We start from the raw sequence: 21,529 nt of genomic DNA on the forward strand, positions 1-21,529 counted from the left end.
AATGCGCCCTTGAGGCCTCGATCCGGCTCAGGCCCGCTTGGAAGCGTTCTTGGCCCGCGGCCGGAAGAACGCCGCAACCACGGCACCCACAAGGACCGCCGCGGCCGGCAGGAGAATGCTCTCCCCCATCGCCGTGGTGTACCCGTCCCGCAACATCTCCGGCAGTTGCGAGCTGCCCGCCGCCGCCTCTCCGCCTTGGACCGATTGACCGGCCATCTGCGGAAGATGGGCCGCGATGCGGTTCTCCATCATCATCGCGATCAGCGAGGAACCAAGCACCGCGCCCACCTGACGTGTGGTGTTGAAGACACCGGATCCCGCCCCGGCCTGCTTCGGGGCGAGGTCGCGCGTCGTCGTGATCGAAATGGGCGACCACATGCAGGCACCGCCGATGCCCATCGCGAACGAAGGAATCAACAGGACCCAGATCGAGGTGTCCGGGGACATGAAGTACCAGTAGCCCACGAGTCCCAGGACATTCATCAGGAGCCCGAAGACGGCGATGAACGGCGCCCTGGCCGCCGTGATGAGGCCGCCGACCACGGGGGCCAGAACGCCAGAGACGATCGCCATCGGGGCAATCATCAAGGCGGCCTGCGTGGGCGACATGCCTCGGACCAGCTGGAAGTACAGCATGAGTGGCAGCACGAAAGAGATGATCATGAGCCCGACCATGCCGATGGCCGCGTTGCCCAGCGAGAAGTTCCTGTCGCGGAAGAGCCCCAGGGGAATCAGAGGTTCCGTACTGGTCACCCGCTGCCACACGATGAACAGAACGAAGATCACGGCTCCGGCGATGATCAGTTCCGGCACGGTGATTGGACCCCAGACGGCGCCCCAGTCGTGCCCATGCCCCTCTTGGATTCCGTAGACGATGAGGAACATAGCGATCCCACTCAGCACCACGCCCACGTAATCCATGCGGTGGGCGTGGATTTCCAGTTTGGGGATCTTCTGCCAGGCTCGCACGAACGCGAAGATGCCGACTGGAATATTGACGAAGAAAATCCATTCCCAACCGAGGCCATCGACCAGGAGGCCGCCCAGAATCGGGCCGAGGAGGCTTGCGACACCGGCGGTCGCACCCCAGACACCCATGGCTGGCCCTCGACGCTCCGCCGGGAAGAGGCGGGTGATGATCGCCATCGTCTGCGGGGTCATGACGGCGGCGCCGAGCCCCTGGAACACGCGGGCGACGATGAGCATTTCGATGGTTCCCGAGAACCCGCACCAGAGGGACGCCGCCGTGAAGAGGGCCAGTCCCCCCAGATACATGCGGCCCGGACCAAAGCGGTCCCCCAGTCTGCCGGTGACCAACAACGGGACCGCGTAGGCGAGCAGATACGCGCTGGTAACCCACACGACCTTGTTGATGTCGGCGTCGAAGTGGTTCATGATGGCCGGCATCGCCGTGGAAACGATCGTCGAATCGATCAGGATCATGAAGAACCCGATGACGATGGCCCAGAGGGCGCTCCACGCCTGTTTGTCTTCGCCCTTCCCGTGGGTCTTGTTCTCGTGCGCGGTGTCGAGGTTCTTCCGGGCGCGCGTGCTGGGGTCGGTCGACTCGCCCGTGGGCGACCCGGCCTCCGCGGTCGCGGCACTGCTGTGCCGCGGAGTGTATTCGGAATTCATGATTCTTCTTTCGGGGTGTCCGGCCGGTCGGATTGCGGGGGCCAGGTCAGGGCGCCGCTGTCGACCAAGTCTATGGTTCGTTGCATGTGGTTGATCTGTGCCGTCTGGAGTTCCAACAAGTAGGTGTCCTCGAGAAGGAGGATCTCGTCGATACCCTCTGTTCGCGCCTGCTCCAGCCTGACTTCCCGACCGGACACGTGATCTCGGAGCACCGCGATCCGTTGTTGAAAGGCAGCCCGAACGGCTGACCACGGCAGTTTGGGGGCCACCGCGAGCGCTACCGGAAACACGGGATATTCGCTGCGCACCGTGGACAGCTCCGAGACCACCCATTCCCTGGCGGCACCTTCGCCGGCCGGTTCGACCGCGTAGATGGTTCGTTCCGGCCTGTTATTGGTCTGTTCCACGCGGTCAATCCTGACCAGTCCGCGTTCCTGGAGCTTCTCGACGGTGTGGTACAAGGCGCCCGGGCTGATCCTGACCAGGTGGTCGTCTCCCCGCTTCTTGAGGACCTGGGCCATTTCGTACGGGTGCATCGGACGTTCCCGGAGCAACCCCAGAACCGTCACGGCCAATGGCGTGAGTTTCATGCGCCGCTGAGAGTCGTGTTCCACTCGGATTATTCTACGCGGAATAAACATTGCTTCACAAACAGGGCGTTCTGGGCCGATGGGCAGGATGACGACGCCGTGCCTTGTGGAAGCCATCTCCAACCAGTAATGTCCTTTTCGTACTCGCGAGTATGAGCAAGAGAACCACGGATCGGAACCCTGCCGAAGGACCGTTCGGGCGGCTTGTTGGGGCGTGTGCGCGACGCCGACAACAACTATGGGAACCGCCCGGATCCCCGAGGCAGGGTTTCGACGTTCTGGTGCATTGACCGGTCAGGGGCACGGACCTCGCGAGCAAAAACAAATCCGCCACGACCGATCAGGCAAGAGGCCGACCACGTGACGGATTGCGAGAGTGCCCTCGAGTGGATTCGAACCACCGACACCGGCTTTAGGAGAGCCGTGCTCTATCCCCTGAGCTACGAGGGCGCACCGCACCAGTGTACAGGTTCCCGTGCCATGCTGGGTTCATGGCCGTTCTGATTGACCCTCCGCTGTGGCCCGCTCACGGCACGATGTTCTCCCACCTCGTCTCGGATACCAGCCTGGACGAACTCCACGAACTGGTCAGCAGGACCCCCATCAGTCCCAAGGCTTTTGACGAAGACCACTACGACGTCCCGCGGCACCTGATCGATGACGCCGTCGCCGCGGGCGCCACGAGGGTCACGGCCCATGAGCTGACCCGGCGCCTGGCGGCCTCGGGTCTGCGAATTCCGGCGAAGGAGCGTCCAGCGAGGATCCGCCCTCGCCTGGTGCGGGACTGGAACGCCACCGTGCCCAGCGCCCCGGAGATCGGTCAGGAATTGCTGAACCGCTGGGACTCACCGGGTCGCGAATATCACACCTCGGTTCATCTGGCGGAGGTTCTCGACAACGTGAAACGCCTCGATGCCGCGGCCCCCGTGGACTCCGCTTCACGGCTTGGCTTGCGCCTGGCGGCCTGGTACCACGACGCCGTCTACAGGGGCCGCCCCGAGGAGGACGAACGGGACAGCGCCGAGCTTGTCACGGCAGACTTGACCGGTGTTCTCGCTCCGGACGTGCTTGATCGCGTGCGCGGGCTGATTCTGGGCACCATCGACCACACGGCGACGGGGAGCGATCCGTTGTGGCCGATTTTCCACGATGCCGACTTGGGCATTCTGGCGGCGTCCCCCGGACGGTACGGGCGGTACGCGAGCTCCGTGCGGAGGGAGTACGCACATGTTCCCGAAGACGTCTTCCGTCGTACGCGTGCGGACATCCTCGAGGGATTCCTGGCTCAGGACAGGATCTACCTGACGGACTTCGCCAGCGGCCATTGGGAGGACGTCGCGCGGAACAACCTGAGGTCGGAGATCCGCTCCCTCCGACGCGGCTGAGGGGTGACTCAGGCGCCAGGTCTTTCTCCGGCGTCGTCGCCCGATCCCTTCTTGCGGGCACGGACCCTGTTGTAGAGAACCGCGGAGACAAGACCGATGATGATGCCGATTCCACCGGCGATCGAAACCCACATGGCCGGGTTGCCGAGTGAGAGGGAAAGGATGAGGCCCACGATGATCCCGGGAACCGCCCCGGCCACCATGCCGACGGCCATCGCTCGGAATTCCTGATCGCTGCTGCTCTGGGGAGGCTCGAATTGTGAGGGCATGCCCTCATGATAGAACCTCGGACTTGGCGGTTGCAGAACGGGCCTGCGCCACGTCCACGCTGTCTCGCACTGGGCGCAAAAAAGGTGCGGCCCCCACTGGTCGAGGGGGCCGCACCGCCCGGAACCATGGACGGCCCGGAATTGACGAGATCACATTCTTCAAAAGTGTCTCGCCCAAGGAGGAAAACCTACTTTTCCATCATAGCCGTGAATTCAGCGATCCACACGGATATAGAGAGGAGATGACGCATTCGGAAGTTCTGTACCGAATTCGGCGGTCGTCCCGCCTTCCCATCCACCGTGGACGGCCCGGCCGTTGCCGAGGTATATCGCAACGTGTGATCCACCCATCCCGTTCGACGCGTAGTAGACGATGTCTCCCGGTCGCGCCTCTTCGGCACTCACGGTGTGCCCCAGGCTGAGGTAGTCCTTCGGCCATCCGTGGAAAGAAATTCCCCGCGCCCTGAGGGCATTCGTGACCAGCATGGTGCAGTCCTGGCGCACACCCACCTGGGACTTGGCGGCCTCGGCCACGGCGTCACCCAGGGCAGTATGGGGGGAGGCCGGTCGAGGCGCCCCGTCGCCAACGATCTCGGCCGCGGGCACGATCCCCTGGGTTTGAGGCCCACCCGTACCGCCGCCCTCGGGAAGCTGCGAATCATCGGCCGAGGATTCCTCCGAAGAATGCAACCGGTCCAAGACGACGTCTTCGGCCGAGTCGGTCGGCGTCGCGAGGGTCTCCTCGACCTGCGCGGTTTCCTCGGCCTGGGCTTGTCCATCGGGCTGGGCCGCGTCCTCGGCGGCCTGTTCCGTCTCGGCACGACGTTGTTGTTCGAGCCACGCCGCCTTGTCCTCGGCCGCCCGCCGGAGTTCGGCCCGTTGCGCTTCCCGTTGCGCGGCCGCCTGAGGATCGGTTTCCGGGCGCTTCAGGGCCACCGGAACGAAGGTCAGATTCGTGTGTGCCGAAGCCAGCGATGTGCTGGGAATCGTGGTGGAAGCTTGCGAAAACGCGCTCGGCTCGTGCTCGGCCGGTTCGAGGCCATGAACGAGCGCGATGCTGCCGACCAGAAGTCCCGTCGCCGTCAGGGCCCCGGTCGTGCGACGTGTCTTGTGCGAGAAATAGGTAGTCGGTGCCATGAAAATTCCTTGAATTCATGGAGGGGTGCCGTTGCATCCGGCACGTCCCTCAGTTCCGTGCATCGACAACATGCGCGGAAGTGTGCGAGCAGAGGGGTGTTCAGATATGAAAAAAGGGGCGCCCGGGTTTCCCTCCCGGGCGCCCCTCTATCCTCACAAGGCGAAGTCAGTAGACCGAAATTACATTCCGGGCATGCTGTAGTAGCCGTCAACCGGCATCATTCCGCCACCGTCGACCGAGGTGATCGTGGTGCCCTGGTCAGGGTTCAGAGCGGAAATCATCTGACCGTCACCGAGGTAGATACCGACGTGCTCGTAGCCGTTGGTGAAGACGACGTCACCGGGCTGCGGGGCATCGGTCGGGGTGAGCTGATCCTTCATGGAGTGGGTGTAGGCGTCCAGCTGGACACCGGACTGCGAAGCAACCCAGGAAACGAATCCGGAGCAGTCCCAAGCCTTGAAGTCGCGGCCGCCCCAAACGTAGGAACCGCCTTCGCCGGTCTTGGCGTCGTCAACGATCTTGGCGCGATTACCGGTAGCCTGCGAGCCGGCGTCCTGCGTGCTGTTGTCGGCCGGGGCGCTGTAGTCAGCGTTCTCAACGCTGATGCTCTGCTGAGCCGAGGAAGCCTGAGTGGTGCTCGCGGCGTTCTCAACCGGGGCGGCCGAAGCGAATGCGTTGGCCGGAGCAACCGAGCCGGCGATGACGCCTGCTGCGGCAACTGCGATACCGGTGTTGCGAACGACGTGGGACTGAGTTGCAGCGCGGTGGCGAGCAATGTGCTTAGTCATAATAAAAGTTTTCCTCCCTGTGCCTACGAGGTGAGCTGTCGGGTTCGGATGGGAGTCACCCGGTCGCTGCTGCGACTTAACCCCGAGGGCTCTTCCGTGGAAGAACCCGTTATTGGGTCCCCCGCCTCTGCCAACGGACTGTTGGTTTTTCGGTTCTTCGGTCAGTGGCAGAGCTAGGCGTTCTGACCGAAGGTGCCGTCTCGACCAGTGATTGGCACGATGTCGAGAGTACACACAGGGCACAGAAAAGTCACGTTTTGGTCACGAGGGTGGCCCTCCGAAGGGGGTCGCGCCCTCGCCCAGGGGATGACCGATGTCACTCGCGGCGGCTTTGGCGCCGGACCAACACCCTTTTGATCAGCACGAACGCAGGGAAGGGCCAAAATCAGCAGGAGTGACATGGCACACGATGCAACACTTAAAATTTTTTTCGTGTCGTGTCGCACAGGTGCCTCCGAGGCAGGTCGGCACCCCTCGAGCCGGCGCAAGGCCGTGCCAAAGGTGCCGCAAAAGTCACGAAATGATTAAGAAGATCCCGGCTCGGGTCACGATTAGATATCCGGCGAACCCGGAGAGGGCCCGGCGAGGTCTACCCGCCCAGAATCCCGCCGGTCTCCTCCAGATAGCACGCCGCACACAGCGATTCGTAGGTCACGGTTTCGCCGTCAATGGCGATCTGGCTCCCCGAAAAGACGAATTCCTGACCCACCCTGCGTCCGTTGAAGAGGGCCTTGCGGCCGCAGCGGCAGATGGTCTTGAGCTCTTCCACCGTGTGAGCGAGCTCGAGCAAGCGGGCCGATCCGGGAAAGGCGCGCGTCCGGAAATCGGTTCTGATCCCGTATGCCAGGACCGGCACGCCGTCCAGCACGGCGATCCTCATCAGGTCGTCTACCTGTTCCGGCGTCAGAAATTGGGCTTCGTCCACCAGGAGGCAGGCAACTGGCGGCAAGGCCACGTCCACCCCGAGCCCACCGTCGTCTTCGCCATGGGCGTGGTGCAGAAAGGTGTCTCGGGCAGATTCTTCCGGGGCCAGCAGGATATTGACTTCGCGCTGGACGCCCAGACGCGAGACGATATGGGTCTCCCCCTTGGTGTCCACTTTCGGCTTGGCCAGCACGATCCGCTGACCTCGCTCCTCGTAGTTGAAGGCCGCCTGCAACAACGCGGTGGACTTGCCGGAGTTCATGGCTCCGTAACGGAAATAGAGCTTGGCCACGTCCGTTCAGGCGCCGCGCTTGACCACAATGTGGTCCGCAATTTCCATGTCGACGTCCACGCCTTCGGCCTCGCCCTCGACTCGTACGTGAATCGCTCCGACCTTCGGTTGGATGCCGACGACCGAGCCTTGGCGGAGGCCCGCACGACCGAGGACCTTCATGATGTCGACGTCGGCCTGAAGGACTTCCGGGAACCGCGCGATCGTGAATCGGTCCTCATCCGAGGAATCCTTCGCCGCGATCGTCAGGGTCACGGTCTTGGGATCGTCCTTCTCACTGGTCACCCCGAGCTCTTCGAGCCCGGGGATCGCGTTGCCGTACGGCGAGAACTTCGGCGAGTTGAGGAGCTCGACGAGCCGGCGCTCGACGCGTTCGCTCATGACGTGCTCCCAGCGGCAGGCTTCGTCGTGAACATAGGCCATATCCAGCCCCACGACGTCGGCCAACAGCCGTTCCGCCAGGCGATGCTTGCGCATCACCGATACGGCTCGGCTCCGGCCATCCGGGGTCAGGGACAAGGAACGATCGCTCTCGACGTGCACGAGCCCGTGGCGTTCCATGCGTGCCACCGTCTGCGAGACGGTCGGCCCGGAATGGTCGAGCCGCTCCGCGATCCGGGCGCGCATCGGTGTGATGCCTTCTTCCTCCAGATCCAGGATGGTTCGGAGGTACATCTCTGTTGTGTCAACGAGGTCCGTCATCGGAGATATAACGCCCTTCTCGTAATTTTCCTGCCTGTTTGTCCGTCCATTCTAGGTGCTTAGGTTCATCTTCCGTAGAAGATTCACTCCTGGAGGACTCTACGAAGCACAATGGTGGAGTCAGGACGCCGCGGAGACCACGCGCACCCCTCACTGATCATTGGAGCACGAATAGTGGCCGAGAACATTGTCATCCCCCAAGAACTTCTTCCCGCCGACGGACGCTTCGGCGCGGGCCCGTCCAAGGTTCGCCCCGCACAGGTCGAGGCCGTCGCTTCGGCCCAGTCCCTCCTCGGAACCTCGCACCGGCAGGCTCCGGTCAAGAATCTGGTCGGTTCGGTGCGCACCGGCCTGGAGAACTTGTTCGAACTGCCGGACGGGTACGAGGTCATTCTGGGCAATGGCGGGGCGACGTCGTTCTGGGACTCCGCCGCATTCAACCTCGTGCGCTCCAAGGCGGCTCACCTGAGTTTCGGTGAATTCGGCTCCAAGTTTGCGGCGACCACCGACAAGGCGCCCTTCCTCGAACCGTCCGAGATCACCTCCTCCGAACCAGGCACCCGTCCGACCGCTTCCCCCGTTCCCGGCGCCGACGTCTACGCGTGGCCCCAGAACGAGACCTCGACCGGCGTCGCTGCGCCCGTCCAACGGCCTTCCGGCGTGGAGGACGACGCCCTGGTCCTCATCGATGCGACGAGCGCCGCCGGTGGCATGGCCGTGGACCCGCAGGAAGCCGACGTCTACTACTTCTCTCCGCAGAAGAATTTCGCGTCCGACGGCGGCCTGTGGCTCTCCTTCTTCTCCCCGGCGGCCCTGGACCGAGTCGGCAGCATCGCGTCCACGGACCGCTGGATTCCGGATTCCTTGAACCTGACCACTGCCGTGGACAATTCCCGGAAGAACCAGACCTACAACACGCCGTCCTTGGCGAACCTTGTCATGCTCGACAACCAGATCGCATGGATCCTCGAGAACGGGGGTTTGGGCTGGGCCGCGGACCGCACGGCGCGTTCCTCCGATCTCGTGTACCGGTGGGCCGAGGCCAGCGACGTAGCCAGCCCCTTTGTCGAGCGGCCCGAGGACCGGTCGACCGTCATCACCACCGTTGACTTCGACGACACGGTCGATGCATCCGCCCTTGCCAAGATTCTCCGGGCCAACGGCATCGTGGACACCGAACCGTACCGGAAGCTCGGTCGCAACCAGCTGCGCATCGCGACGTTCACTGCGATCGACCCGGACGACGTCGCCGCTCTGCTGTCCTGCATCGATTACGTCATCGAACGCCTGGACTAATCGGCCGTGGGCCGACAAGCCCGGTCGCCGGGGTGCCCCGGTGACCGGGCTAGTCACGGCACCCGGGGACGTCCGTCACCGGGGTGCCGCCACCACCGGGTGCCGACGTCACCGGGTGCCGACGTCACCGGGGTTCTTGGACCTCCAGCGCGGCGGTGACGGGCGAATAGTCGGCGTCCTTCTCCAGACGCACGAAACCTCGCCGTGACCGGTCGAAGGTCAGGTGGAGGTGCTGACTGCGCCAGTACCAGAAGAAACCGAGGGCCGCGGTGACCAGGCCGGCGATGACTGCCACCCCCAGCCCCCACCTCGCTCCGAGGGCGTCATTGACCACGCCGACCACGGGCGCACCTATGGGAGTGCCTCCCATGAACACGGCCATATAGATGCTCATGACGCGGCCGCGCATCTGGGGTTCGGTGGAGACTTGGACGTAAGCATTCGCCGATGTGATGAAGGTCAGCGCCGCCAGCCCCATCGGGATCAGAACGACGGCGAAGACCACCACGGTCGGCGAGAGCGCTGCGAGAAGACACGTCAGGCCGAAGGCGCCCGCGGCACCGAAGATGAATCGGAGCCGGGGCCGTTCCCTCTTGGCTGCCATGAGCGTTCCCGTGATCGACCCAATCGCCATAGTCGAGGTCAGGAAACCGAACTGGTTCGCGCCGTATCCGAATTCGCTCGTGGCCATGGCCGCAATATTGATCGCGGAGTTCATTCCGAAGGTCCCGACCAGGAAGGCTCCGATCATGACGACCAGGATGTCGGGCCGAGTCGTGATGTAGGCGATTCCGTCCCTCATGCGGGAGTTTGCTCGGGAGACCCGTGGCATGGGTCTCAGGCTGTTCGTGTCGATTTTCGCTATCGCGACGATCATGGCCACGAAGGTGACCATGTTGATCAGGAATACCGGCCCTGGACCGACCGCGCCGACCAGGACACCGGCAATGGCCGGGCCCACCATACGGGCCGAGTTGAAGGACATCGAGTTGAGGGCGACGGCGTTCGGCAAGTCCGCGTCCGAGACCAGGTTCGACACGAAGGTTTGCCGAACGGGCGAGTCGAGCGCCGTGATCACTCCGAGCAGGAGAGCGAAGATGTAAACGTGCCAGAGTTGCGCCGCTCCCGAGAGGACGAGTCCGCCGAGGAGACCGCCCAGGACAGCCATCGAGGTTTGAGTCAGGAATAGCAGTTTCCGCCGATCGGCGCGGTCGGCCAGGAGACCCGCGTACGGCGCGAGGACGAGTTGCGGCAGGAACTGCAGAGCCATCACGATGCCCATCGCGGTGGAGTCTTCATGGGAGAGGTGATTGAACACCAGCCAGTCCTGGGCGATCCTCTGCATCCAGGTCCCGATATTCGAGATCAGGGCACCTGCGAACCACAGGCGGTAGTTCGGAACCTTGAGGGAACGGAAGGTTCCTCGGCGCGGGCCGTGGGCGGTATCGGTTTTTTGGCTAGGCGTTCCGGGTCATCTCCTTGCGGGGCAACGACCGGCCTTGGACCGCGCCCCCTGGTTCTCTATTCCTTTTCCGCGGAAGCTTCCTCGGTCTCCCCATTGTCCATGCCGGCGCCGGAGCCCTCGGCCTCCTCATCGGATCCACCGTCCTGGCCCTCGGCGTCCTCGTCGACGTCTTCGGGACGCAAACGGTCTGCCCAGGGTATCCACTCGGGGGCGAGCAAGGCGTCGTCGCCGGGCAACAAACCGACTTCGCACACGGTCGCCTTTTTCGAGCGGGGCGCGCGTGCGACGGTCGAGAACCAGAACCACCCCCGATACCCGGGAAGAGCGCATTCGAAGAGGTGAGTGCTGAGCCGGTCCTCTTCCCCACGAATGTGGTGGACCGTGCCGACCGTCTCCTCGGGAGTGATCTCCAGGACGCTGCGGTATGCGGTTTCCTTGGCCTCGGCCAGAACGGAGTCCAGGCGGGTCGTCCGCCGTCGCGGCGTCCTCTGGGCGCCGAGGGTCGGCCTCGTCGGTTCGACGGCCGGTTCAGTGCCGTCGACCGCGACGGCCGATTCATCGTGCAGTGTTTTCGCCATATCCCTTATTAAACCCCGTGACCAGCCGTTTTATGCATCAAGGTTGTCAGCGACGTTGCGCAGGATGGTCGCTACCTTCTTCCCGACCGCTCGATCCGGGTACCTTCCGCGGCGCAATGTGTTGGACACGCCGTCCAGCAGTTTGATGAGGTCCTCGGTGATGACAGCCATTTCGTCCGCGGGCTTGCGGTGATTCTTGACCGACGAAGGGGCCTTGTCCAGCAAGCGGGCGGACAGCGCCTGGGCGCCCCGCCTGCCTTCGGCAATACCGAATTCGAGCCGGGTGCCGGACTTGACGCCCTTGGCGTCGGGCGGAAGTGCGGAGGACGGCAGGAAGACCTCTTGGCCGTCCTCGGCCGTCACGAAGCCGAAGCCCTTCGACTCGTCGTACCACTTCACTTTTCCGGTGGGCATGATCGTTTCCTTTGCATTGTGGTGGGGGCCTTGTCCCCCGTTGGTGGCGCACCCGGTCTCGCCGGTGAGGCGGGGCATCATGATGGCTCGTTGCAACCCTGATCGAGCGCCCCGAACCGGTTCCGTCCGTCTCGCCCTGAATCCACGATCGGAGCGGGGAGACCGGACCGTTGGTTGCACACGGTGGTCCGCGGCGTCATGAACGAACCTTGGCGGGCCCTAGATGCTGGGCCGCGATGCCCGGTTTCTCCCGTACGAGCGATTCCTGTGCGCGAAAGCCTGAAGTACCCATTATACAGGGGGCCAGTCCTCCGTGCGGGCTCGAACCCCCGAAAAAGCGGTACCGTTGAAGCCATGAAAAATTCCTCTTCCCCCCGCGCGAACTCGCCGCTGAGCTCCGACCGTGCTGCCACGGACGATTCGGTTGAGGATTCGCAGCCGGGAACGGACGCGGCGGAGTCCAGAGCATTCACCTGGTTCGCGGGTCTCGCTGCAATCATCGCTGTGCTGTGCGTGGTCTGCGGCGTCGTCATGCTGATTCTGAAGTGGTCGGGCTTCCACCCGTGGAGCTTTTTGACTCAGGTGCCCCTGATCGGTCTTCCGATCGCATTCGTCCTTCTCATCGTCGCGCTGGTCCTCGCTGCCAGGCGACGCAGATCGCTCTGACCGTCTGACAAGGGCTTCCGACCCGGAGCCGCCCAGACCTGAACCAGGATTCCCCTGACCAATGCCCAGCGTCTATTCAGATAGTTGGGTCAGACTTGAACCCGTGAAAGCACAACAGTCAGAAGCCAAGCTGCTAGTCGTCGACGATGAGCCCAACATTCTCGAGCTCCTCGCCACCTCGTTGAGGTTCGCGGGATTCGAGGTGATCACGGCCGCTAACGGTCGCGAGGCTCTCGACAAGGCGACGGCCGATGCCCCCGATCTCGCCGTCATGGACGTCATGCTGCCGGACATGGACGGGTTCACCGTGACTCGCAAGATCCGAGCAACCGGTCTGGTATTCCCCATCCTCTTCCTGACGGCGAAGGACGACACCGAGGACAAGGTCACCGGTTTGACCGTCGGCGGGGACGACTACGTCACCAAACCGTTCAGCCTGGACGAGGTCGTGGCGCGCATCCGTGCGGTGTTGCGCCGGACGCAGGCACTCGAGGAGGAGGATTCCCGGCTGCACGTCGAGGACCTGGTCCTCGACGACGACGCCCATGAGGTCTACCGCGGCGATCGTGAAATCGATCTGTCCCCCACGGAATTCAAGCTCCTCCGTTACCTGATGCTGAACCCGAACCGGGTTCTGTCCAAGGCGCAGATCCTGGACCACGTCTGGGAATACGATTTCAACGGTGACGCCTCGATCGTCGAGTCCTACATCTCCTACCTGCGCCGCAAGATCGACAACGACAAGTCCTTGCCTCCGCTGATCCATACCAAGCGCGGCGTCGGCTACCTCCTGCGGACAACCAAGCACTAGTCCGTGGTGTACTCCGTCACCAACCGAGTACGACAATCCAAATTGGGCGCGCTGTCCCTGCGCACCCAATTGGTCATGCTGACCGGATTTCTGCTCGCCCTGGCCATCGCCGTCACGAGCCTGGTGGCCATTTCGGCTCTGCGAGGACAACTGGTTCAGCAGATCGACACCGAGATGAAGTCCAGTTCCTCGTCGTTGACCAAGTACTTGGGCAATGACAAGGCCGTATCCTCGAACGGTCCCGGGTTCCGCTATTCGGCGTACTTGATGGATTCGGACGGCAACCTGGTCAGTTCCATCGTCGCGGACGACGGCAACTCGTCTCCACGCCTGAATGGCTGGAACCACGAGAACGGGATGCGCTACAACGGCCAGGGCCTGACCGTGCCGAGCAACAACGGCGACACCGAGTGGCGGATCCTTCCTCTGGCGACCGACGACTCCGGATACACGGTCATCATCGCCACACCCCTGACGCAGACCAACGCTGTGGTGACCCTTGTCGGCCTCCTGACCCTCGCCTTCGGGCTCGCGACCCTCGCAGCCGCCGCGGCCCTGGCCTGGGTTCTGGTCACGCGAGCCTTCGAACCGTTGACGCGCGTGGAACGCACGGCGGCCCGCATCGCGGCCGGCGATCTGTCCCAACGCATCGAACGTCACGACCCCCGTACGGAGATTGGTCAGCTCTCGCTGTCGCTCAACGTCATGCTGACGCGAATCGAGGAGGCCTTCGATGCCCAGAAGCGCTCGGAGGTCAAGATGCGTCGTTTCGTCGGAGACGCCTCCCACGAATTGCGAACTCCTCTCGTCTCGATTCGCGGATACTCCGAGCTCTACAGGCACGGAGCCCTGCAGACGGATGAGGACGTCGCCAAGGCGATGTCCCGCATCGAAGCGGAGTCAAAACGGATGGGACAGCTGGTCGAAGACCTCCTGATGCTCGCCCGCATCGACGAGCGTCGCGCGATGGAGATGACCCAGGTGGACCTTTTGAATCTGGCGAACGACGCCGCCGGCGACGCCGCGGCCTCGGCGCCGGAGCGAGAGATCGCCGTCGTCGGCCTGGATTCGGGCCCGGGCCTGCCCGCACCTGTTCTGGGCGATGAGCCGCGTCTTCGACAGGTTCTCGCAAACCTGGTGACCAATGCCCTGCGCTACACGCCGGAGGGGACTCCCATAGAAATAGCCGTGGGGTCCCGCCCCGGCATCGATGGACAGTTCCTCTCCGTCGTCAAGGTCGTGGACCACGGACCGGGAATCCAGGGCGACGAAATGCAAAAGGTTTTCGAACGCTTCTACAGGTCCGACGAATCGCGAGCGCGAGACACCGGCGGCACCGGGCTCGGTCTGGCCATCGTGGCCGCCATCATCGCTCAGCACAATGGATCCGTCCGTGTCGAGGAGTCCCCCGGTGGAGGCGCCACGATGGTCGTCCAGGTTCCGCAGCACGCCCCCGACGCCGAGGACGGATCCGCTCATCCACAGACCGGGGAAATCCCTTCCTGACCGTTGGCTGTCCCGCGAACGGTGATTTATCGCGGAGCGCCATGATCCTGCCAAGGACGTGACGGCTTAGCCTCCTGTCACCGGCCCGTTCCGGCCGGCACGGGGGCGCATCAGCGCCACGAGATCAGGAGGAAGACATGGCCCAATTCGTGGTTGATTCGGAAGTCATCGCGGCCAAGACGGCGGAGGCGCACGGTTACGTCGAGCGCATCTCGTCTGAGGTCAACGGCATGACGTCATCACTGCAAGATCTCCAGTCCAGTTGGACCGGTTCCGCGGCGGCAAATTTCCAGGAGGTTCTTTCCGCGTGGAGAGCCACCCAGGCCCAGGTCGAGGAATCCATCGGCCAGATCAACACGGCCCTGTCCAACGCTGGAGCCAATTACGCCGAGACGGAAGCGGCGAACGCATCGCTCTTCGCCGGGTAGTCACGGATCAGAGCTCGAGGGTGTCCTGACGCATGGCGAGGGTCCAGGCGCCACGCGCGGTTCGGGTCCACAGACTCGACCGAACCGCTGGCCCACGCGCCGTCCTGACGTTGCTGACGACCAGCCCGGTGTCTTCCGACACCGCGTGGGCCCGGACGAGATCCGGCTCCCCATCGAGCGCGAAGGCCTGTTCCGGATAGTTGATGGCGGCCGTTTTGTCGGCCAGTCGGCCCCTCACCGTGACCCACACGAGGTCTTCTGCCAGCAGCGGCGCAAGACGCTGAGCATCGGCCCAGGTCTCGCGATCGCTCAGGAGCTTCTCGTGCTCGACGACGGCCTGCGCGGATTTCTCCTGCGGGCGGGAGGGCTTGTTCCCCGCTTCCGTGGATGCGTTGTCTGCGCTCGCGGGTTCGTCCCCGGCGGCACCGGGGACGAACCCGGGCCCTGTCTCCGGGTCCTGACCGTTCTGGAACGCGGTAGCCGCGGCCCGGGCACGTTCGTCCGCCGCCTCGTTGAGCTGATGCCCGGCGTGACCCTTGACCCATTCGAATTCGTACTTGCGCCCGGCCAGGGCGCGATCGAGCTCTTCCAGCAGATCCCTGTTCAGAACGGGTTTTCCGTCCTTCTTCTTCCAGCCCTTCGCTTTCCAACCGGGCATCCACTGGGTGATGCAATTGATGACGTACTTGCTGTCGCACAGTATGCGCAGCGGTCTCTCCGGGTGGTCTGCCGTGGCCTGCAAGAGAGCGAGAACAGCTTTCAGTTCCCCCATGTTGTTGGTCCCGTGGGGCCAGCCGCCGGCCTGCCAGGAGCCATCGTCCACGTACCAGGCCCACCCGGCGGGTCCCGGATTCCCGAGGGCCGAGCCATCGGCGGCGGCCACGATCACGGCGTCGTGGGCACCTCGCGGCGAGGCCTCGCCAGTTTCTTCGTCGCCCGTCGGGTCCGTGGTCGCGCCTTGTGTGCTCATTGTCCCCACTTTACCCAGCGACGGCTTCGACGTCGTCGAGGTCCAGGCCGAGGGCGGCCAGGAACGTCGAGAGCTTCACGGCAGTTTCGTGGTGTTCGTCCTGAGGCGTGGACCCGGAGACGATTCCGGCTCCTGCGCAGAGGGTTGCATGCCCCTCTCCCACTCTGCCGCTCCTGAGGTTGAGGGCCCATTCGCCGTTGCCGTGCTGGTCCATCCACCCCACGAGGCCTCCGTAGAAACCCCGTTCGTAAGGTTCGACCTCTCGGATGAGGTCCAACGCCTCCTTCCGGGGCATCCCGCAGATCGCGGGGGTCGGATGCACGGCACGGGCCGCGTTCAATGCCGTCACGCCTGGCCGCAGTGTCCCACTCATGGCCGTCCCGAGATGCCACAATTGGGGCGTGGCCAACAGCGTCGGGGCAGGTGGAACCGCCAATGAGGCACACAACGGCCCCAGACGCGCGGCGATGTCGTCGACCACGGTTGCGTGCTCCGCCCGGTCCTTCGCGGACCGCAACAGAGCTTCCCCCGCTTGGGCGTCCTCGGTCGGGCCGTCCGCCGTTCGCCGGGCGGACGATCCCGCCAACGGGTGGGTCGAACACCGGCCGTTTTCGACCCCCACCACGAGTTCGGGGCTCGCCCCCATCACGTACTCCCCCGTCGAGGGGTTTCGGACGGAGAAAACATACGCGGTCGGGTACAGCGCGAGAAGATTTCTGTACACCGCTTCGGGGCGGATGGGCTGAGCGTCGTAACAGAGGTCCAATGCCCTGGACAGGACGACCTTGTTCAGGGCTCCCTCGTGGATCCGGGCCACGGCCAGTGCCACGGCATCACGGTACATCTGGCTGTCGACCCCGTGGGCCGCCGTCGGTCGGGCGACATCGGACGGGGACGCAGGTGTCTGGTCCCTGGCCGTCCATGCGGCGCGCTCGGGCACGAACAGCAGCGGCTCGCCCTCTGGGTCAAAAGGCAGCATACCGACAACGACCGATTCGTGCTCTGCCGCGGCCTGAGCAGCCCGGCCCTCGGAAACGCGTTCGCGGACGCCCGAAGTTTCGAGCGTTCCGCGCCCCGTGGACAACGCGAAATCGGGCATGCCGCCCTCGGTCCCCCGCACGCCGGATTCGTCGGGGACGGCACCGGGGGCAGCGGCCCCCACTGCCTCGGCGCCGCTCGCGTCCGTCCAGTTCATCGTCGTCCTTCCTCTTCCACGGTGCCCGTGCCGTGACGTTCCAAGTTTTCCGCCGGGATATCCGGCCGTACCGTCAGTTCACCCGCTCGAGCAGAACCATCGTCTCGTAGTGGTTGGTCTGGGGAAACATGTCGAACATCTTCGCTTCCCGAGGCCTGAACGACGACAACGCCCGCAGGTCTTTGACCAGCGAACGAGCATTGCAGCTCGAGTACATGAGAGTGCTCGTCGCGCTGGCCTCGATCCATTCCGTCATCGTCGGTCCGAGTCCTCGCCGGGGCGGGTTGACCATCATCATGTCCGGGCTCTCGGCAGAGCCGGCGGCAAAAGTCCCCGCGTCGGCGTCGTCGAATGTGACATTGTCCAGGCCGGCCTCCGCCGCACTGGCCCTAGCCGCCTGAATGGCTTGGGTGCTGATCTCCACGCCGCGAACCGTGCTCCGCGGCCCGAGCCGCCGTGCCGCGTGGAGAGCGAATCCTCCGACGCCGCAGTACAGGTCCCAGACCCTGTCCGGCCTTCGTTGGGCGGCCCAGGCCGCAGCTTGCTCGTACATTCCCGCCGCAATCCGCGAATTGGTCTGGAAGAAACCCTGAGGCCTGAGATTCAGCGTGAGGCCGTTGAGTCGCATCGGCAACAACTGCTCATCTGTGAGCGGCACTTCTTCGTCGCCTTCGAGGAGAGCCTTGTGTTCGCGCAGAATATTCGCGCTGACGACACGGACGTGCGGAAGAGCGCGCCGCAGATCTGGCATGGCGCGACGTATCGGGACCACAAGCTTCTTGCTCCGCAGCACGAATCGGATCATGACCTCCCCATCAGGTGAAACCGTCACCAAGATGTTCTTGAGTTCACCTCGCCGTGAGGGCACGTCGTAGGGTGTCAGGCCGTGGGACCGAATGAGGGATTTGAGCACGGGCATGCAGTGCAGGACGGGCTCGGGGTAGAGCCCGCACTCGGACAGATCGATGCCGCGCCCTCCCCGGTCGAGGATTCCCAGCATCGGATGGTTCACGGTACCCGAAACGGCCATCTTGGCTTTGTTCCGGAAACCGGATTCGGCGCTCCCCGCGGGAGCCGACCAATCGACTCCCTCGAATTCGGCCAACAATGCCTCGACCTGATTCTGTTTGTCCTGAAGTTGGGTGCGATACGGGATCCCCATCAGGGAACAGGACCGGCAGGTGCCGGCGTCGAAATCATCGCATTGCATGGTGACCCCATGGTAACCCGCGAAGCCGAGTCCCCAGATCCGGATCAGAGGTCAGCATTCGTGGCTCCTTGTCGCGAATATCGGAACGCTTTCTCCCCTGCCGACCCCAGGAGCAGTGCGCAGGTCAACCACATGGCACCGGCGGGTCCCACGGGCGCGACGACGGCGCCGGCCACCAGCGGAATCAGGACCTGCCCCACTCTGTTGCCGGTCAGGCGCACCGCGAGCGCGGGAGACCTCCACGTGGTCGGCACGGATTTGATGATCATCGTCATCGTCAGAGGCTGTGCGAGTCCGATGAAGAAGCCTCCGACCAGGAGCAACACGAGCGCCGCAGGAATCACGGACATGATGGGTGGAACGGCGGCCACCGTGAGGGAACTCAGCACGAGAGAGACCAACACCAACTTCGTTCTGTTCCACCGGGCGGAAAGGACGGAGATCATCGATCGGGACACGATCGAGGCAAGACTGCGGGCGGCCAAGAGGATGCCGACCCAGACGGGAGCCACCCCGTGCTGTTCGCCCACCAGCGGAAGGAATGAGGTCAGGATGTCCATGATCGAGAGCATGGCCATGGACGCCAGGATGTGTGAGGCGACTCCGGGCGTCCCGAGAATTCTCCTGGTGGTGGCCTTCGACGCGGCGGGCTCCGCTGCCTCTGGGGCATCCTCCATGTCGGCATTCTGCGTTTGCGAGCCCTCGGTCTGCGGATGGGACGAGGCCTTCACCACGGGAAGGAGCATGAAAACAATGGAGATCAGGGCGCACCCGGCACCGATCCACGAGGCGATCGCAATGTCATCGAGCCTCTGCGCTTCGCTCGGGTCGGCGTGGAGCCCCAGAACCCAGCCACCGATCAGCGGCCCGACGAGCTGACCGGCAGACAACCCCGCGGTAATCCAGCCGAACCCCTGGTCCAGGCCGGAGTCGGACGCATACCTGGAGACCGCTGACTGTGAGCCGATTTGGGAGACGAGGTGCCCCATACCAAAGACGAGGCTGGCGCACGCGATGGTTCCCACGCCATCGACGACGGCGAGCATCGCGGTACCCACCGCGATGAGCAGTCCGCCCCCGAGAACGAGGAGCCGCAATCTCTTGATCCTCTGGGCCAGCCGTCCCATAGCGATCGCGGCAAATACGGGGACAATCGCGTAGGCAGAGGTCACCAGACCAATCGTGAACGGTGGCGCACCGAGGGCTATGAGCTTGTAGCTCATCTGCGGCCTGGCGATGTTGAGACCCGTCTGGGAGAAGAACATGAAGGCAACCAGCGCCCACAACCAGGCCTTGCTCTTCGTGCTCCCCACCCGTCGTCCCCGCTCCTCGATGGATTTTTCCGGTTGCCCACCTTACCCCGACCGGCAGAACATGACGCATCCACGTCATTCTCACGCTCCGGAAGGCCTGGAACGCAGAAAAAGGCCCCGCACGAGTCGAGCTCGTGCGGGGCCTCGGAGGCATCCGGGCAAGGGCCCGGAGGGCCGATGACTACATCATGCCGCCCATGCCGCCCATTCCGTCCATGCCCTCGGCACCGGCACCGCCGGCGTTCTTCTCGGGCTTGTCGGCAACGACGGCCTCGGTGGTCAGGAACAGTCCTGCAATGGATGCGGCGTTCTGCAGTGCCGAGCGGGTCACCTTGACCGGGTCGTTGATGCCCGCGGTCATGAGGTCCTCGTAGTCCCCGGTTGCAGCGTTCAGACCGTAACCCTGCTCGAGTCCACGAACCTTGTCCGCCACGACTCCGGGCTCGAGACCAGCGTTCGTTGCGATCTGCTTGAGCGGAGCATCCACGGCCACCTTGACGATGTTCGCGCCGGTTGCTTCGTCTCCTTCAAGGCTGAGGGAATCGAAAGCACGCACACCGGCCTGGATGAGTGCCACGCCGCCGCCGGAGACAATGCCTTCTTCCACTGCTGCCTTGGCGTTGCGGACTGCATCCTCGATGCGGTGCTTGCGCTCCTTGAGTTCGACCTCGGTCGCGGCACCAGCCTTGAGGACGGCCACGCCGCCGGCGAGCTTCGCCAGGCGCTCCTGGAGCTTCTCGCGGTCGTAGTCCGAATCGGTGTTGGCGATCTCCGCGCGGATCTGGGCCACACGGCCCTCGATCTCCTCGGCGGAACCCGCACCGTCGACGATGGTGGTCTCATCCTTGGTCACGACCACCTTGCGGGCCTGGCCCAGCAGGTCAAGGGTCGCGGTCTCGAGGGAGAGACCAACCTCTTCGGTGATGACCTGGCCGCCGGTCAGGACGGCGATATCGGCCAGCTGAGCCTTGCGACGGTCACCGAAGCCCGGCGCCTTGACGGCCGCGGACTTGATGGAGCCACGCATCTTGTTCAAGACCAGGAGGGCCAGGGCCTCGCCCTCGATGTCCTCGGCAATGATCAGCAGCGGCTTGCCGGACTGCATGACCTTCTCCAGCACGGGGACCAAGTCCTTCACGTTGGAGATCTTGGAGTTGACGATGAGGATGTAGGGGTCCTCGAGGACCGCTTCCTGGCGGTCGGCGTCGGTCACGAAGTAACCGGAGAGGAAGCCCTTGTCGAAGCGCATACCTTCGGTCAGTTCGAGATCGAGCCCGAAGGTGTTCGACTCCTCGACGGTGATGACACCTTCCTTGCCGACCTTCTCCATCGCCTGCGCGATGAGCTTGCCGATCTCGGGGTCACCGGCCGAGATCGAAGCGGTGGCCGCGATCTCTTCCTCGGTCTCGATCTCCTTGGCGGAGGAGAGCAGTTCCTTGGTCACGGCCTCGACGGCCTTTTCAATGCCGCGCTTGAGAGACAGCGGATCCGCGCCTGCCGCAACGTTGCGGAGGCCCTCGCGAACCAGAGCCTGGGCCAAGACGGTCGCGGTGGTCGTGCCGTCGCCCGCGATGTCATCGGTCTTCTTGGCAACTTCCTTGACGAGCTCGGCGCCGATCTTCTCGTACGCATCTTCCAGCTCGATCTCACGTGCGATGGAAACGCCGTCGTTGGTGATCGTGGGGGCACCCCACTTTTTCTCCAGCACAACGTTGCGACCGCGGGGCCCAAGCGTGACCTTGACCGCGTCGGCGAGGGTGTTCAGACCCTTCTCGAGTCCGCGCCGTGCCTCTTCATCAAAAGCAATCAGTTTTGCCATGGTGGCTTACGTCCCTCCTGGACGGTAGACGGATACATCAGCCACGGTGCCCGCGACGGACGGCTGGTGACCAGACCACGCTCTGGGCGACCTGATCCCACACCTCACCGTGGTGACTGTGTCTTTGCCCATCGA

The 21,529-nt window shown here is 64.0% G+C and carries 20 protein-coding genes, 1 tRNA gene, 1 pseudogene and 1 riboswitch; of the genes and pseudogenes, 6 read left to right on the forward strand and 16 right to left on the reverse strand.

What is annotated here, in order from left to right; all coding sequences use genetic code 11:
• Positions 1 to 27: 27 nt before the first annotated feature.
• The 3 genes from AB0Y14_RS09860 to AB0Y14_RS09870 all read right to left on the reverse strand — a co-directional run bounded on the left by AB0Y14_RS09860 (position 28) and on the right by AB0Y14_RS09870 (position 2,675).
• The gene (locus AB0Y14_RS09860) at positions 28 to 1,635 is read right to left on the reverse strand and encodes a DHA2 family efflux MFS transporter permease subunit (protein WP_436589082.1); all 1,608 of its coding nucleotides are present in this window, start codon (positions 1,633 to 1,635) and stop codon (positions 28 to 30) included.
• The gene (locus AB0Y14_RS09865) at positions 1,632 to 2,249 is read right to left on the reverse strand and encodes a PadR family transcriptional regulator (RefSeq protein WP_436589083.1); all 618 of its coding nucleotides are present in this window, start codon (positions 2,247 to 2,249) and stop codon (positions 1,632 to 1,634) included. The genes AB0Y14_RS09860 and AB0Y14_RS09865 overlap by 4 nt, the downstream gene beginning before the upstream one ends.
• A 353-nt stretch (positions 2,250 to 2,602) precedes the next feature.
• A tRNA-Arg gene (locus tag AB0Y14_RS09870) sits at positions 2,603 to 2,675 on the reverse strand.
• 41 nt (positions 2,676 to 2,716) lie between these two features.
• Here AB0Y14_RS09870 and AB0Y14_RS09875 point away from each other — a divergent pair.
• Positions 2,717 to 3,610 (forward strand): DUF4031 domain-containing protein, encoded by an 894-nt coding sequence (locus tag AB0Y14_RS09875; protein WP_436589084.1) that lies wholly within the window; start codon positions 2,717 to 2,719, stop codon positions 3,608 to 3,610.
• Between the two features lie 8 nt (positions 3,611 to 3,618).
• Here the strand turns inward: AB0Y14_RS09875 and AB0Y14_RS09880 are convergent, their stop codons facing one another.
• The 5 genes from AB0Y14_RS09880 to AB0Y14_RS09900 form a co-directional block, all read right to left on the reverse strand.
• Positions 3,619 to 3,879 carry a hypothetical protein gene (locus tag AB0Y14_RS09880; RefSeq protein ID WP_436589085.1) on the reverse strand — a complete coding sequence of 87 codons (261 nt, stop codon included), beginning with the start codon at positions 3,877 to 3,879 and terminating at the stop codon, positions 3,619 to 3,621.
• 213 nt (positions 3,880 to 4,092) lie between these two features.
• A complete protein-coding gene (locus tag AB0Y14_RS09885) occupies positions 4,093 to 5,016 on the reverse strand; it encodes a C40 family peptidase (protein ID WP_436589086.1) in 924 nt (307 codons plus the stop codon).
• 180 nt (positions 5,017 to 5,196) lie between these two features.
• A complete protein-coding gene (locus AB0Y14_RS09890; RefSeq protein ID WP_436589087.1) occupies positions 5,197 to 5,805 on the reverse strand; it encodes a C40 family peptidase in 609 nt (202 codons plus the stop codon).
• Positions 5,806 to 5,813: 8 nt separating this feature from the next.
• Positions 5,814 to 5,962, reverse strand: a riboswitch (cyclic di-AMP (ydaO/yuaA leader).
• Between the two features lie 432 nt (positions 5,963 to 6,394).
• Complete coding sequence (locus AB0Y14_RS09895; protein WP_436589088.1) at positions 6,395 to 7,021, reverse strand: thymidine kinase; 627 nt, start codon at positions 7,019 to 7,021, stop codon at positions 6,395 to 6,397.
• Between the two features lie 6 nt (positions 7,022 to 7,027).
• The gene (locus tag AB0Y14_RS09900) at positions 7,028 to 7,723 is read right to left on the reverse strand and encodes a metal-dependent transcriptional regulator (protein ID WP_436589089.1); all 696 of its coding nucleotides are present in this window, start codon (positions 7,721 to 7,723) and stop codon (positions 7,028 to 7,030) included.
• Between the two features lie 171 nt (positions 7,724 to 7,894).
• Between AB0Y14_RS09900 and serC the strand changes: the two genes are divergently transcribed.
• Complete coding sequence (gene serC / locus AB0Y14_RS09905; RefSeq protein ID WP_436589128.1) at positions 7,895 to 9,019, forward strand: phosphoserine transaminase; 1,125 nt, start codon at positions 7,895 to 7,897, stop codon at positions 9,017 to 9,019.
• 124 nt (positions 9,020 to 9,143) lie between these two features.
• On the opposite strand, the pseudogene AB0Y14_RS09910 reads toward serC, so the two are convergent.
• The 3 genes and pseudogenes from AB0Y14_RS09910 to AB0Y14_RS09920 form a co-directional block, all read right to left on the reverse strand.
• Positions 9,144 to 10,439, reverse strand: a pseudogene (locus AB0Y14_RS09910) (MFS transporter); the annotation flags it as partial.
• Positions 10,440 to 10,540: 101 nt separating this feature from the next.
• Positions 10,541 to 11,062, reverse strand: coding sequence for a DUF3027 domain-containing protein (locus AB0Y14_RS09915; protein ID WP_436589090.1), 522 nt, complete (start codon positions 11,060 to 11,062; stop codon positions 10,541 to 10,543).
• 30 nt (positions 11,063 to 11,092) lie between these two features.
• Positions 11,093 to 11,476 carry a cold-shock protein gene (locus AB0Y14_RS09920; RefSeq protein ID WP_129314896.1) on the reverse strand — a complete coding sequence of 128 codons (384 nt, stop codon included), beginning with the start codon at positions 11,474 to 11,476 and terminating at the stop codon, positions 11,093 to 11,095.
• A 354-nt stretch (positions 11,477 to 11,830) separates the two neighbouring features.
• On the opposite strand from AB0Y14_RS09920, the gene AB0Y14_RS09925 reads away from it, so the two are divergent.
• From AB0Y14_RS09925 to AB0Y14_RS09940, 4 genes are all read left to right on the forward strand, one after another.
• Positions 11,831 to 12,142 (forward strand): hypothetical protein, encoded by a 312-nt coding sequence (locus AB0Y14_RS09925; protein WP_436589091.1) that lies wholly within the window; start codon positions 11,831 to 11,833, stop codon positions 12,140 to 12,142.
• Positions 12,143 to 12,245: 103 nt separating this feature from the next.
• The gene (locus AB0Y14_RS09930) at positions 12,246 to 12,953 is read left to right on the forward strand and encodes a response regulator transcription factor (protein WP_238692325.1); all 708 of its coding nucleotides are present in this window, start codon (positions 12,246 to 12,248) and stop codon (positions 12,951 to 12,953) included.
• A gap of 75 nt (positions 12,954 to 13,028) precedes the next feature.
• Positions 13,029 to 14,459 carry a sensor histidine kinase gene (locus tag AB0Y14_RS09935; RefSeq protein ID WP_436589129.1) on the forward strand — a complete coding sequence of 477 codons (1,431 nt, stop codon included), beginning with the start codon at positions 13,029 to 13,031 and terminating at the stop codon, positions 14,457 to 14,459.
• A gap of 137 nt (positions 14,460 to 14,596) precedes the next feature.
• Complete coding sequence (locus AB0Y14_RS09940; RefSeq protein WP_436589092.1) at positions 14,597 to 14,887, forward strand: WXG100 family type VII secretion target; 291 nt, start codon at positions 14,597 to 14,599, stop codon at positions 14,885 to 14,887.
• Positions 14,888 to 14,894: 7 nt separating this feature from the next.
• On the opposite strand, the gene AB0Y14_RS09945 is transcribed toward AB0Y14_RS09940, so the two are convergent.
• The 5 genes from AB0Y14_RS09945 to groL all read right to left on the reverse strand — a co-directional run bounded on the left by AB0Y14_RS09945 (position 14,895) and on the right by groL (position 21,394).
• Entirely contained in the window at positions 14,895 to 15,857 is a 963-nt protein-coding gene (locus AB0Y14_RS09945; protein ID WP_436589093.1) for an RNase H family protein, read from the reverse strand.
• Between the two features lie 10 nt (positions 15,858 to 15,867).
• Complete coding sequence (locus AB0Y14_RS09950) at positions 15,868 to 17,052, reverse strand: isochorismate synthase (RefSeq protein ID WP_436589094.1); 1,185 nt, start codon at positions 17,050 to 17,052, stop codon at positions 15,868 to 15,870.
• A gap of 73 nt (positions 17,053 to 17,125) precedes the next feature.
• A complete protein-coding gene (gene rlmC, locus AB0Y14_RS09955) occupies positions 17,126 to 18,262 on the reverse strand; it encodes a 23S rRNA (uracil(747)-C(5))-methyltransferase RlmC (RefSeq protein ID WP_436589095.1) in 1,137 nt (378 codons plus the stop codon).
• Positions 18,263 to 18,306: 44 nt separating this feature from the next.
• Positions 18,307 to 19,575 carry an MFS transporter gene (locus AB0Y14_RS09960; protein ID WP_436589096.1) on the reverse strand — a complete coding sequence of 423 codons (1,269 nt, stop codon included), beginning with the start codon at positions 19,573 to 19,575 and terminating at the stop codon, positions 18,307 to 18,309.
• Between the two features lie 181 nt (positions 19,576 to 19,756).
• Complete coding sequence (groL, locus tag AB0Y14_RS09965; RefSeq protein WP_436589097.1) at positions 19,757 to 21,394, reverse strand: chaperonin GroEL; 1,638 nt, start codon at positions 21,392 to 21,394, stop codon at positions 19,757 to 19,759.
• Positions 21,395 to 21,529 lie beyond the last annotated feature (135 nt).

Origin of the sequence: Rothia sp. HC945, from assembly GCF_051370785.1 — a bacterium.
In the GTDB taxonomy this organism is placed as follows: Bacteria; Actinomycetota; Actinomycetes; order Actinomycetales; family Micrococcaceae; genus Rothia.

What these genes read in the sequence shown, in the direction of transcription:
- AB0Y14_RS09860 (WP_436589082.1), bottom strand. Translation starts at nt 1,635, where the DNA reads ATGAATTCCGAATACACTCCGCGGCACAGCAGTGCCGCGACCGCGGAG.
- AB0Y14_RS09875 (WP_436589084.1), top strand. Translation starts at nt 2,717, where the DNA reads ATGGCCGTTCTGATTGACCCTCCGCTGTGGCCCGCTCACGGCACGATG.
- AB0Y14_RS09880 (WP_436589085.1), bottom strand. Translation starts at nt 3,879, where the DNA reads ATGCCCTCACAATTCGAGCCTCCCCAGAGCAGCAGCGATCAGGAATTC.
- AB0Y14_RS09885 (WP_436589086.1), bottom strand. Translation starts at nt 5,016, where the DNA reads ATGGCACCGACTACCTATTTCTCGCACAAGACACGTCGCACGACCGGG.
- AB0Y14_RS09890 (WP_436589087.1), bottom strand. Translation starts at nt 5,805, where the DNA reads ATGACTAAGCACATTGCTCGCCACCGCGCTGCAACTCAGTCCCACGTC.
- AB0Y14_RS09900 (WP_436589089.1), bottom strand. Translation starts at nt 7,723, where the DNA reads ATGACGGACCTCGTTGACACAACAGAGATGTACCTCCGAACCATCCTG.
- AB0Y14_RS09915 (WP_436589090.1), bottom strand. Translation starts at nt 11,062, where the DNA reads ATGGCGAAAACACTGCACGATGAATCGGCCGTCGCGGTCGACGGCACT.
- AB0Y14_RS09920 (WP_129314896.1), bottom strand. Translation starts at nt 11,476, where the DNA reads ATGCCCACCGGAAAAGTGAAGTGGTACGACGAGTCGAAGGGCTTCGGC.
- AB0Y14_RS09925 (WP_436589091.1), top strand. Translation starts at nt 11,831, where the DNA reads ATGAAAAATTCCTCTTCCCCCCGCGCGAACTCGCCGCTGAGCTCCGAC.
- AB0Y14_RS09935 (WP_436589129.1), top strand. Translation starts at nt 13,029, where the DNA reads ATGCTGACCGGATTTCTGCTCGCCCTGGCCATCGCCGTCACGAGCCTG.
- AB0Y14_RS09940 (WP_436589092.1), top strand. Translation starts at nt 14,597, where the DNA reads ATGGCCCAATTCGTGGTTGATTCGGAAGTCATCGCGGCCAAGACGGCG.
- AB0Y14_RS09945 (WP_436589093.1), bottom strand. Translation starts at nt 15,857, where the DNA reads ATGAGCACACAAGGCGCGACCACGGACCCGACGGGCGACGAAGAAACT.
- AB0Y14_RS09950 (WP_436589094.1), bottom strand. Translation starts at nt 17,052, where the DNA reads ATGAACTGGACGGACGCGAGCGGCGCCGAGGCAGTGGGGGCCGCTGCC.
- rlmC (WP_436589095.1), bottom strand. Translation starts at nt 18,262, where the DNA reads ATGCAATGCGATGATTTCGACGCCGGCACCTGCCGGTCCTGTTCCCTG.
- groL (WP_436589097.1), bottom strand. Translation starts at nt 21,394, where the DNA reads ATGGCAAAACTGATTGCTTTTGATGAAGAGGCACGGCGCGGACTCGAG.